Annotated in this window: 6 protein-coding genes; 3 read left to right on the forward strand and 3 right to left on the reverse strand. The window is 71.7% G+C overall.

The features are described 5' to 3' along the window. Nucleotides 1–285: 285 nt before the first annotated feature. Entirely contained in the window at nucleotides 286–7,128 is a 6,843-nt protein-coding gene (locus GUY59_RS08620) for a metallophosphoesterase (RefSeq protein WP_138200200.1), read from the reverse strand. A 262-nt stretch (nucleotides 7,129–7,390) separates the two neighbouring features. Between GUY59_RS08620 and GUY59_RS08625 the strand changes: the two genes are divergently transcribed. Further along, a complete protein-coding gene (locus GUY59_RS08625; RefSeq protein ID WP_138200199.1) occupies nucleotides 7,391–8,830 on the forward strand; it encodes an FAD-binding oxidoreductase in 1,440 nt (479 codons plus the stop codon). On the opposite strand, the gene pdxR is transcribed toward GUY59_RS08625, so the two are convergent. Both pdxR and GUY59_RS08635 read right to left on the reverse strand, forming a co-directional pair. Next, on the reverse strand, nucleotides 8,749–10,215 hold the full coding sequence (gene pdxR / locus GUY59_RS08630; RefSeq protein WP_138200198.1) for a MocR-like pyridoxine biosynthesis transcription factor PdxR: 1,467 nt from the start codon (nucleotides 10,213–10,215) through the stop codon (nucleotides 8,749–8,751). The two genes, GUY59_RS08625 and pdxR, sit on opposite strands and share 82 nt — an antisense overlap. 68 nt (nucleotides 10,216–10,283) lie before the next feature. Next, on the reverse strand, nucleotides 10,284–10,466 hold the full coding sequence (locus GUY59_RS08635) for a hypothetical protein (RefSeq protein ID WP_138200197.1): 183 nt from the start codon (nucleotides 10,464–10,466) through the stop codon (nucleotides 10,284–10,286). 376 nt (nucleotides 10,467–10,842) lie between these two features. On the opposite strand from GUY59_RS08635, the gene GUY59_RS08640 reads away from it, so the two are divergent. Both GUY59_RS08640 and GUY59_RS08645 read left to right on the forward strand, forming a co-directional pair. Further along, nucleotides 10,843–11,856, forward strand: a complete 1,014-nt coding sequence (locus GUY59_RS08640; protein WP_138200196.1) for a hypothetical protein — start codon at nucleotides 10,843–10,845, stop codon at nucleotides 11,854–11,856. A gap of 102 nt (nucleotides 11,857–11,958) precedes the next feature. Beyond that, nucleotides 11,959–12,177 carry a hypothetical protein gene (locus GUY59_RS08645; RefSeq protein ID WP_138200195.1) on the forward strand — a complete coding sequence of 73 codons (219 nt, stop codon included), beginning with the start codon at nucleotides 11,959–11,961 and terminating at the stop codon, nucleotides 12,175–12,177. Nucleotides 12,178–12,358 lie beyond the last annotated feature (181 nt).

A 12,358-nucleotide genomic window follows, 5' to 3' on the forward strand; every position in this document is an offset into this window, starting at 1 on the left:
CCCGCGGCTGCCGGCTTCGCGCCGAGGCCGGCCGGGAGGTGTCCATCAGCACCGGGTCGCCGACCGTCGGATCGGCCCGAAAGCCTCCTTGCTCCAGCCACATCGTCCCGGTGCACACGATCGCCACCCACCACTGATCCCGATCCGACCGGCGGATCAAGCGCACCATCCCTCGAAACGGCCGGCAGGAGACGGATACGAGCTGCGCGCCGGCCCAGGTGTGGGCACGATCGCCGGACCTGAGGCAGACGGTCGCGACGATCGGGCCCACCACCACATCCGGGGTCAGGTCAGGGGACGCCAGGGGCCGTGCGGGTTGCCCGGCTCCTGGTTGCGGGTCCACCACGCGGCCTCGTACCGCTGCCCGCGGTGCTCCACCACGTCACCGGCCTCGAAGACACGGGTCGGTGTCCAGACGGCGGTGCCGTCGCCGGTCGCGGCGATCTCCTGCCACGGCCCGTTCGGGTCGCCCGGCTCCTGGTCGCGGGTCCACCACGCCGCCCGCCAGACGGCGCCGCGGTAGGTCACCTCGTGGCCCGCCGTGTACACGGTCGCGGCGTCCCACGCGGGCTGCGCCGGCGACCCCGCCACGGTGAAGGTGCTGACGGCGCTGCGGGTCACGTGCCCCGCGGCGTCGCGCAGCTCGACGTACCACTCGTAGGAGCCGCCGCCCCCGAGGTCGTCCAGCACCACCGAGACCTGCTCGGCGCCGACCGCCGTCCGCACGTCCCCGACCTGCTGCCGCGCGCCGGCCGCGAAGGTGAGCGACTCGGCCGTGAGAGTGCGCGTCGTGCTGCCGCCCAGGTCGATCTCCAGGGCGAAGTTCTCCGTGTCCGCGCCGTGGAAACCGGGGATCGCGCCCTTGGGAACCTCGTGGTGCCAGTTCCCGTCGGACGTCGCCCTGCCCAGCAGGGGCGACCAGGTGTTGAAGTACATCAGGTCGTTCTCGGCGTCGACGCTGATGTGCTTGAGGTACTCCTGCCCGCCGTAGACCCGCGACTGGTAGTCGGTCAGTACGCCGTACGCACGGTTGCCGCCCGCCGTCTCCCGGGAGGCGACGCCGGTGCCCGCGATGTGGCCGCCCAGCACCAGTTCGACGTTCGGGTACGGATCGACCAGTTCCCTGGTGACGTTGTCGTTCGACCAGCCGTTGACGCTCTGGTTCACCGAGTTGTGGTTGGCGAGGATCACCGCGTGGTCGGGGTGATCCTCGATCACCTTCTTCGCCCAGGCCAGTCCGGGGTCGCCGGCGTTGTCCGCGGAGAAGAAGCCGACGGTGAGCAGCAGGAGCTTCGCCCCCTCGATCTCGGCCGTGTAGTAGTAGTTGTCGATGTCGTCGCTGCCCCCGAACCGCCAGGGGCTGCCTTCGAGACTCTTCTCGAACCGCTCCATCGGGAAATACTTCGGCAGCATGACCCGGCCGTTGCGCGCGTCGGAGTAGTCGTGGTTGCCCCACGAGATCATGTAAGGCAGGTCCGCGTCCTCCAGGGCTCGCGCCGACGGCTCGGCGTTCACCCACTGGTACTCCTGCGACAGGTACTCCCGGTTGACCCAGTCGCCCGCCTGCAGCACCAGCTTGGTCTTGCGCTTGTCCGCGACGTCGGCGACGTACCGGAACTGGTGCGTCATGAGATCGGGCGTCGCCTGCGCGTAGAGCTGGGAGTCCGGCACGTGGTCGAACGCCCAGTCGTACCGGTCGGCGGTGGGCGGCGCCTCGATGTCGTCGCCCTCCTGTCCCGGCAGCGTGGTCAGGCCGCGCCAGACCAGCAGGTGCAGCTTCCCGCCGGCGACGGCGTTCTCGCCGGCGCGGGCGGTCACGTCCAGCTGGACGGCGGCGCCGGACGGGTCAGAACCGGAGTCCTTCATGAGCCAGCGGCCGGCCGCGTGGTCGTACACGTGGGCCGAGACGGTGCGCTCGTCCCCTGAGCCCGTCCAGGTCAGGTGGAACTCCTGCTGCTCCGCCTGCTCGCCGGTCAGCGAGATCTCATAGATCTGGTACGGGTTCTCGTTCGTGCCCACCGTCTTCGGCAGCAGTTTCCCGCTGACGGTGCCGCTGCCGGGGGTCAGCGCGTCGGGCAACCGGTCAGGGGTGGTCCCGCTGCGCACCACGACGTTCGACTCGTCGAGCGGGACGGCCGGGCCGGCGTAGAACCTGGCCTCGACCCGTTCGCGGTCCTTGGTCCGCGGCGTCGCGCTCAGCGTGACGCCGGCGTCCGGCCCGGAGGCCGAGGAGGCGTCGTCGCTCACCTTCGGCGCGGCGGGCGCCACGGTGTCCTTGACCGTGAGCGGCACCTCGACCGGCTTGGCCACGTCGCCGGCCTTGCCTCCCGGACCTTCGGTGGCGCTCACCGTGAGCGTCTGCTCGCCGGTGGCGTTCACGGGCACGCGGACCGTGAACGCCCCGGCGTCGACCTGCTCGGTGTGCACCTGCTCGCCGGCGACCTGCGCGGTGAGCACCGCGCGCCGGCTGACCGTGCCGGTCACCTCGACCAGGCCGGCTTCCAGCGTGCCGCCCGGCCGCGGGGTTCCGACCATCAGGGTCAGGCGCTCGTCCGCCCGCTCGACCCGCTCGCCGAAGCTCACGGCGTCGCCGAACAGGTTCGCGTACCGGAATGCCTCGAAGGCGGGCGTGAACGCCACGCCCGCGATCTGCACCTCGTCGACCACGCCGCGGAACGGCGACCTGAGGCTGCCGTCGTTCGTGTAGTAGTCGCCGACCGTCGTCTGCACGGCCGGATCGGAGAACGTGCTGCGGTACTCGACCATCTGGCTGTGCACCTCGCGGCCGTCGACGAACACCGAGTACGTCATGCCGTCGTAGGTCTGGGTGACCAGGTGCGGCCCGCCGTCGGCGGCGAAGCCGAACCGGTGGGTCAGGTCGGCGTCGGCGAACTCGAAGCTGTTGCCCGCCAGGCGCGTGCCGACCTGGCCATCCTCCGGCCGGATGCCCTGCCAGAAGGTGTGCCGCCCGTCGCCGGTCGCGCTCTCCTTCGCGACCACGGGCGCCGCCGAGCCCAGCGCGGCCAGGTCCTCCTCGGTGAGCGCGTACACGCCGCTGATCGTGATGCGGTCGTACCCGCCGCCGACGTCGCCCGGGTACTGCAGGCGCGAACCCGCGAACCGCGTCTGGCCGGTGCCCCGCTCCGAGACGGCGGTGGCCAGACCGTCGCCCACCACGAGCCCGGCCTGCCGGCCCGTGGAGTCGGTGCGGCGCTCGCCGCTCGCGGTGTCTCCGCCGAAGTGCTCGACCAGGGAGTACGCCTCGCCCCACACGGCCGTGGGGTCGTTGCCGGGCGCCTTGCCGCCGAAGTAGGCCCACACCTGCCGTGCCGACCTGGCGGGCAGGCTCGGCATCCGGACCCACACCGTCGAGGTCTTTCCCGGCTGCCAGGTCTCCACCTCGAACGGCACGGGCGCGCCGTCGGCGGCGAAGAAGGCGAGCTCGTCCCGCCCGACGTCGGGCGCCGACGGGATGCGGAGCTGCACCGGCGTGCCCGTGAAGTCCGACGCGGTGTCGTTGCGCACGGTGACCGCCTGGCGGGCGGTCGCGTCCGGATCGGCCCAGGCCACGGTCTTGCCGTCCGTGGACACCAGGCCGCGCAGCTCGCGCAGCCGCCGCTCGGCGGCCTCCAGGCGCGGCAGCCCGGTCAGGGCGCCGCGCTGCGCCTCGGTGAGCGCGTCGACGGCGTCGCGCGCCGCGCCCACAGCCTTGGCGTCCTCCAGCGTGACGTCGCCGGCGTCGGGCAGTTCGGCGATTCCGGCGGCGACAGGGGAGATCGCGCGGTCGATGCCGAAGCCCTCGAAAAGGCGCGGCACGCCCCGGTCGCGGATGTCGTAGACGTTCACCGTGAGGCGGTCGGCGGTGACGGTCACGGCCGTGAAGTTCTCGCCCGCCTGCTCACCGGTACGGTCGAACAACCGCAGGTACGGCTCCAGGTCCACTCCCTGCGGGTCGGTGGCCTGCGTGTAGTGCTTGGCGCCGGCGGTGTTCGGCAGGAAGTAGATGCTGCCCTCGGGATCGACCGCGTACTCGATGCGCTTGCCGTTGCGGACCTCGGTGATCCTGGTGGTCTTGACCGGGCGGGCGCCCTCCACCCCCTCGGGGTCGGCGGCCAGCACCTTGGACCGGCTCATCACGTGGTCGTGGCCCTGCAGCACCAGGTCGATGTCGAGCTCGTCGATCACCGGCACGAGGGTGCGGCGCATCGCCATGACGTCCTCGTCGTCCAGGTGGTTCGCCGTCGTGTAGGTGCCCTTGTGCATGGCCAGGACCAGCCACCGGGCGCCCGCGGCGCGCGCGGCCTGGGCGTCGGCCCGCAGCCAGTCGAGCTGCTCCTTGGAGATGCCCTCGGCGCCGCCCTCGTTGGTGTTGAGCACCATGAAGTGCGCCCGGTTGTAGGTGTAGGAGTAGTACACGCCGTCGCCCCGGTCCTGGTCCTGCGGGCCCTCCAACGTGAAGTGGTCGGCGAACGCGTTCGCGGCCGCGTCGTGGTTGCCCGACGCCGGCGCGAGCGTCGTGCTCAGCAGGCTCGGCCGGGCGGAGTCGAGCAGGTCCTTCCAGTCCTGCTCACGGCCGCCGTCCTCGACCACGTCGCCGTTGTGCATGACGAACTCCGCGTCCGGCACGTGCTTGAGCGCCTTGGCGATGGTCTGCGCCGAGAGCTGCGCCTCGGCCAGGTTCTGCGACTGCGTGTCGGTCAGGTCGACGAACGTGAAGTCCTCGTCCCCGCCGTCCGCCGTGACGAACGTGCCGGTGGCGCTCCACACCTGCTCGGCCGCGTCGCCCACGCGGTAGTAGTAGGTGGTGCCCGGCCGCAGGTCACGGGCGACGGCGCGGTAGAAGGTCTCCCCGTCCTCGCTCTCCTCGCGCTCCGCCTCGACCGTCACCGTGGCCGAGCCCTCGGGGAACTCGCGGTCCGTGCTCAGCACGGCGACGGCGCTGCCCGTGTCCAGCGTCGAGTACCAGGTGAAGGCGCGCCGCGTGCCCGGGTCGCCGTAGAAGGTGGTGGTGATCCGGTTCGGCGCCTCGTCCGAGGAGACGTACTTCGGCACGGGATGGCCGAGCTCGGCGTCCCAGCTCCACTGGCCGGCGAAGTCCCAGCCGAGGGCGGTGTAGGTGGCCTGACGGGCGAGCGTGTCGGCCGTCGAGTCGGTTCCGTGCTGGTTCTTGGTGCCGGGCCCGGAGACCGTCCGGCCGCCGATGGCGATCTCACTGCTCGCGAGGTTGTCCTGCGCGGCCCAGCCGTCGTACCCGGTGTAGCCGACGATTCGGCCGGCGAACCCGTCGATCCTGCCCGTGTAGGCGATCGTGCCGGACAGCGCGACGTTGCCGGTGAACACGCTGCCCGCGCCCGGGTTGCCCGGGTAGGCCACGACGTACGCGGCGTCGATGCCGCGGGTGCCGTTCGCGCCGCCGTCGGCCGCCACCGTGAGGTCCGCGTCGACGAGGTTGTCGCGGACCGTCACGCCGTTGTTCGTGTACGACACGAGGCCCGCCGGCATCCGCTGCGCGCTGATCGTGGCGCGCACCCAGTTGCCGGTGACAGAGCCGCCGCGCAGCTCGGCCACCAGGCCCGCCACCTTCTCGGCGCCGGTGGCCTTCAGGTCGGCGTCGCGCACGGTGTTGCCCGTCAGGGTCGCGTCGGTGGCGACGACGGCGAGCCCGGCCACGAACCCGGCGCGTGTGCCGCCGTCAGCCTTGACGCCCGCCAGGGTGAGCCCGCGGATGGTGCCGCCGTCGAGCCGCCGTACGAGGCCGAGCCGGTCGGCCTCGCCGCCGGCGCTCTCCTGCGGGGCGTAGACCAGGCCGCTGACCGTGTGCCCGGCGCCGTCCAGCACGCCCTCGAAGCGGTTGATGCCGCCGAACGGCTCACGCCCGGCGAAGTCGAGGTCGGCGGTCAGGACGAAGTGCCGCTCGCCGGTGTAGCGCGCGTTGCCCGCGTTGAGCTGGGCGGTGAGCAGCTCCAGGTCCTCGGCGGAGCCGATCTCGTACGGCTGCTCCGGGGTGCCGCCGCCGAACAGCCCCGGGGTGTAGCGCGGCACCGGGTGGCCCAGCGCGTCGTCCCAGCGCCAGGCGTTGACGAAGTCCCAGCCCAGGCCCTCGTACGTCGCCTGCTGGGCGAGCTGCTCGTCCGTGGCGTCCGTGCCGTGCTGGTTCTTGGTGCCGGGCCCGGTGACCGGGTCGCCGCCGATGGTGATCGCGGCGTTGGCCAGGTTGTTCTCGGCCGTCCAGCCGTCGTAGCCGGTGTAGCCGATGACGCGGCCGACGAACCCGTCGACCTTGCCCTCATAAGCGATCGAGCCGGACAGCGCGACGTTGCCGGCGAACGTGGAGCCGTTGGGCGTGCCCGGGTAGCCGGCGATGAGCCCCGCGTCGTTGCCGCGCGTGCCGCCGTCCCCGCCCGGCACGACCATTGTCAGGTCGGCCGCCACCAGATTGTTCCGGACCTGGGAGTCCTGGTTGACGTAGGCGGCGATGCCGGCGGGCATCTCGCCCGCGCTCAGTGAGCCGGTCACGAGGTTGTCCTCGGCGGTCCCGTTGTGCAGCTCGGCGACGATGCCGCCCACCTTCTCGGCGCTGTTCGCCGTGAGCTGCGCGCCGGTCACGGCGTTGCCCGTCAGGGTGGCGTCGGTGGCCACGACGGCGACGGCGCCGATCCAGCCGCCGGTGCTCGTCCCGGCGTCGGCCCGCACACCGGCGAGGGTGAGGTTCCTGACCGTGCCGCCGTCCAGCCGGCGGACCAGGCCCAGGCGATCGGCCTCGCCGTCCGCGGACGCCTCCCGTACGAACCGGATGTCGCTGATTGTGTGACCCGCGCCCTCCAACATGCCCGTGAAGGAGTTGATGCCGCCGAACTCGCCGCCGCCGAAGTCGATGTCGGCGGTCAGCCGGTAGGCCGCGCCGCCGTGACCGCGCGGGTCCCCGTTGATCGCGGCGGCGACGGTGCGCAGGTCGTCGGCCGAGTCGATCTGGTACGGGTCGCGGGGCGTGCCGGCGCCGTCGATCCCGGGCAGCGGCTGCGCCGCGTGGGCGGTGGGCGCTCCCGCTCCGAGGGCGAAGGCCAGCACGACGGCGAGCACGGTGGTGATGCCGAGGGTGTGGGTGCGTAACAGGACGTGGGAAGGCATGCGGCGAGTCCATCGATCTTCGATGAAGGACTTCCGGCCGGACGGTGAAGCCATGATGAACATCATGATCCGTAGCGTGGTGACCAGCCAGGGCCCCCGCACGGGGCCCGCACGGGGGGCTGGCACGGGCCCGCACGGAGGGCCGCGCGGGGGCCCGCTGGAGCGCAGGCGTGCGGGCACCCCGCCGATCCCTGAATTGGTCCTGAATCAGCCTGTGGAATCGGCCCTTATCGCGTGTACCGATTCTGGTCAGGCTGAGGGCATGACAACGACGACGACCCGCTTCGACGGCCGGCTCCTCACCCCCGGCGACGCCGGCTACGACGCCGCCCGTACCGTCTGGAACGCCATGGTCGACCGGCGGCCCCGCATGATCGTCCGTGCGGCCGGCGTGGCCGACGTGGTCGCCGCCGTACGGCTGGCCCGCGAACTGGACCTGGAGATCGGCGTGCGCTGCGGCGGCCACAACGTCGCCGGGTTCGCCGTGCCGGACGACGGTCTGATGATCGACCTGACGCCCATGGGCGGCGTGCGCGTCGACCCGGTCCGCCGCCGGGCGCGGGTGCAGGGCGGCGCGCTGCTCGGCGCGCTGGACCGGGCCGCCCAGGCGTACGGCCTGGCCACCACCGCCGGCAACGTCTCCCACACCGGCGTCGGCGGGCTCACCCTCGGCGGCGGCATGGGCTGGCTGGCCCGCCGGTACGGCCTGGCCTGCGACAACGTTGTCTCCTGCACGATGGTCACCGCCGAAGGGGACGTGCTGACCGCGAGCCGCACCGAGAACCCCGACCTGTTCTGGGGACTGCGCGGCGGCGGCGGCAACTTCGGCATCGTCACCGAGTTCGAGTTCCGGCTGCATCGCACCGGCACGCGGACGCTGGTCGCCGAGTTCGACTTCCGCGCCGAGGACGCCGTGCCGGTTCTCGAAGGCTGGCGCGACCTGAACGCCGTGGCCCCCCGGCAGGCGACCTTCACCGCCGAGGTCGGCGACGGTCCGGCCGGCCCGGTCGCCACCGTGGGGTTCGTGTGGGTGGGCGACCCGGCCGAGGGCCGCCGGCTGCTGCCCGCGATGCGGGCGCTTGGACGTCCGATCGCCTCGCGCGTCACCACGCCGTCGTACCTCGAACTCCAGCGGCGCGACGACTCCACCGGCGGGCACACCTTCCGCCGCTACTCCAAGGCGCACTACCTGCGGCGCTTCCCCACCGAGGCGATCGAGGCGTTCCTGCTGCGGGGCGGCGCCGACCTGAGCGGGAGCCGGCACCTGCCCGGCGCCGGCCTGCAGGCGCACGGCGGCGCGATCGCCGAGGTGCCGGACGACGACGCCGCCTTCAGCCACCGCGGCACGATGTTCGAGTACGGGGCCGGCGCCCGCTGGAGCGACCCCGCCGAGGACGACGCCAGGATGGCCGCCGCCCGTGCCGCCGGCGCGGCGCTCGAGCCGTACGCGAGCGGGGTGTACGTCAACTCGCTGACGGCCGACGAACTGGCCGACGCGCGGCGCGGTGTGGGGCGGGCGTACCCGGCCGCGAAGCTCGCCCGGCTGACCGCGTTGAAGACGGCCTACGACCCGGCCAACGTGTTCCACCTGAACCAGAACATCCGGCCGGCCGTACGGGATCAGGGACCCCGTACCTCCCGGATGGCCGTCGCCAGCAGCGCGACGCCCTCGGCGATGGCCCGCTCGCCGAGGACGGCGTAACCGAAGATCAGCCCGCCGGGACCGGAGCCGGCGAGCCGGTAGGGAGCCAGACCGTGGACGCGGACCCCGTGCCGGGCGGCGGCCGCCACCACCGCCGGCTCGTCGAGGCCGGGCGGGAGCCAGGCGACCACGTGCTGCCCGGCGGCGACCCCGGCGGGCTCCAGGTCGGGCAGGTGAGTGCGCAAGGCGTCCAGCAGCGCGTCGCGGCGACGGCGGTACACCGGACGCATCCGGCGCAGGTGGCGGTCGAACTCCCCACGGGCGAGGAAGTCGGCGAACGTCAGCTGGTCGATGACCGGCGAGCCGCGGTCGGCCAGCAGCTTCGCCGCGGAGACGTCGGCGACCAGGTGGGCGGGCACGACCAGCCAGCCGAGGCGCAACCCCGGCGCGAGCGTCTTGCTGGCCGTGCCGCAGTAGACGACGTGATCGGGCGCCAGACCCTGCATGGCGCCCACCGGCGACCGGTCGTAGCGGTATTCCGCGTCGTAGTCGTCCTCGATCACGAGCGCGCCGCGGCGCTTCGCCCAGCCGATCACCCGGGCCCGCGCCGCGGCCGGCAGGACTCCGCCGGTGGGCCACTGGTGCGAGGGCGTGAGCACGACCGCGTCGGCCCCGGCCCGGTCGAGGGCGTCGACCCGGACGCCGTCCCGGCCCACCGGGACGCCGACCACGTCCAGGCCGGCGCGCGTGGCCAGCATCCGGGCGTCGTCGTCGGGGGAGGGATCCTCCACGGCGATCCGCCTGGCGCCCCGGCGGGCGAGCACCTCGATCAGCAGGGAGATGCCCTGCGCGTAGCCGTTGCAGATCACCACGTCGCCCGGGGCGCAGGACGTGCCGCGTACCCGGTTGAGGTAGTCGCACAGGGCCTGGTGCAGCTCCGGCGCGCCACGCCCGTCGAGGTAGGCGAGCCGGTCGTTGGGCGTGGTGGTGAGCACCGTACGGACCGAGCGCAGCCAGGCGGCCCGCGGGAACTGCGACACGTCGGTGCGCCCGTACCCGAAGTCGACCCTGACGGGTACGTCGCGCGCGGCCGGCCGCTGCGCCGGGCCCGCCGGGCCCGCCGGGCCCGTCGGGCCCGCTGGGCCCGCGCCGGCGGGGACCGGCGGCATCGACGCGGAGACCTGCGTGTAACCGCCCGGACGGCTGGTGAGGTAGCCCTCGGCGACGAGCTGCTGGTAGGCCTCCACGACCACCCCGCGGGACACCCCGAGCCCGGCGGCGAGGGTGCGGGTGGGCGGCAGCGACGTGCCCGCGCGCAGCCGGCCGGCCCGGACGTCCGCGCGGATGGACGCCTCGATCTGCCGGTGCAGCGCCACCCCGGCGTCGCGGTCCAGCTCGATGAGCAGGTCCTCAGCCGGTCCCGGACTGGTCCTCGATCGGCCCACAGGACGGACTCTAGCGGTGCGCACCGATTCCCGCCGCGCTCTCCTTCGGCATCGGGCGCCGGTCGGTGCTAGCCGAAGATGATCGGGGACACTCCACCCAGCGTGGCTACTCCCACCGTCAGCCCCACGAGCAGCGCCGCCGCCTTTGTCTTGCCCGAACGGCGTGCCAGGACGATCGCGGCAGCTCCCCCCAGGATTGATGCGGCAACAACGATCGCCGCTTTGATGATCGTAATGAGCGAGATATCCATCGAACCTCCAATGGCCGAGGTCATGCGAAATGACCCGTGGGTGCTGTTTCTGTGGATCTATCTATCGCGGCGCAGGGCTGAAGGCAGGGGTGATCATCGTTTCGGGCCAAAGTGGATCATGATGGCGTGACTTGAAACGACATGAAACAGTGTTGAGCAATATGAGCAGGGCTCTAGTTCCCTGCTGATGCGCATGAGGCATGAGAGCGTCCAGAACACTCGTGATGTACGAGACAATTGGGGTCTCGTCAACGGTGACGGACTACGGGTGGTGATGCGCCAGGTGGACGCTCCATCGTCCAGCGCTGCCCTCGGCAGGCTGAGTGCGGAACTTCGCAAGGTGCACATAAAGGCGGGTAAGCCGTCATATAGGTGCATGGTCAACGCCTGGCCGCAGGCTGGAGAGATGAGCGTGGCCTCGATCACCCGGCTGCTGAACAGCAAAGGCGTCGGGTTTCCGCGTTGGAAGACGGTGGCGGATTTCGTCCAAGTGTGCCGGGAAGCCCTTTCCGATACAGGGGTGAACCCGGACACCGAGATCGGCACCATGGAGTTGTGGCACACCATCTGGAAGCAGCTCAACGATGTTCATCTGGGAAACGCGGAGATGCATTCCATCGTTCTCGACGGTGAAGACCTGTCCACGGACCTGGACTCCGCCGAGTCGCGTGTCCATGGCCGCTCCATAGGCCATGTGCCACGACATGCGTCCGACGGAAGGTTGTGTTCCACGCTCGACGAAATTCTTTTCAAGCGCTGGTTCGGATATCGCGGAACGGAGCTGCTGGACTGGGCCGAGAGGGGGCAACCACTGGCGGCTTTCGAACTGGGCATTCTGCTGACCCTTCGCGGACTGCTCCCGGAGGGGTCACTGTTCGTCAGGCGAGCTGCCTCGCTGGACCCGCGGCTGGAGCTCAACCTGCGGCTCGATCCGGCAGACAAGTTGTACGGGCGCATTCCCTCGGACATCTGTCACCGTGTGGGCATCGGCTATGCCTACGAAGGGCTGACGGACGCGGCGCAAGAATGGCACGACTATGCGAGATCGCTGAACGGAATACCGATGATCGGCGTCCTTTCACCGCCAGGGCGGCATGCGGTTCCCGCCGATGTCCTCGACCTTCAGCCGGTCCGGCACGCACCGCTCGACCCCAACGAAGTCCTTGAGGTGGACACGGCCTACCACGAGGTCTATGGCTGGACGCCGGAGCCGAAAGAGGACCGCGAAATCCTTTCGATGCCGCTCTCGCCTCTTTCTGACGCGGAGCTGTTCATGTCCTCCGCACCCGAACAACACTCGTCGCAGGACGACGACTCCGAGTCCCCCGAACCTGATGGTCGGCAGCCGCGGACAGCGCCGGCGGAGAGCGTCCATCCGCCGGCGAGGTAGTTCACAGCGCTCCGCGTCCGTCCTCACCGATCCCAGCGAGACCGACCACCTCACCGACGGAACCCCGGCGGGACGGGCGGCCTCATCGACCGGTTCGCCGACGTGCTGCTCGCCGGCGGGCTCACCACCGTCGCATGCCTGCCGGCCGTCACGCCCCCGGCCGCGTTGGTGCCGCGTTGGCCGCCGCTTCGGCGATCGCGTTCGCCACTCGAAGCGCCGCACCGACTGTCGGCACGAGAAGGGCTGCTCCGCTCAGCCGGAAACCCGCGCGGCACCGTCCTGCTCGCCGGCGTCGTGCTGCCGGCCGCGCTGCTCGCCTGATCGATCCTGCTGCTGATCCCGGTGCTCCTGGCCCGCCGGTGATCGCCGGTGCCGTCGTGGACCTCTGCTCCACCGCTGTGACCGGCGGCGAGACCGGCGGCGAGACCGGGGGCGAGACCGGGGGCGAGACCGGGGGCGTGAGCGGCCCTTGATACTGGCTGGCGGTGTCTGAGCGGGTGGT

The sequence above is a fragment of the Nonomuraea sp. K271 genome (assembly GCF_009908215.1).
Lineage (GTDB): Bacteria > Actinomycetota > Actinomycetes > Streptosporangiales > Streptosporangiaceae > Nonomuraea > Nonomuraea longispora.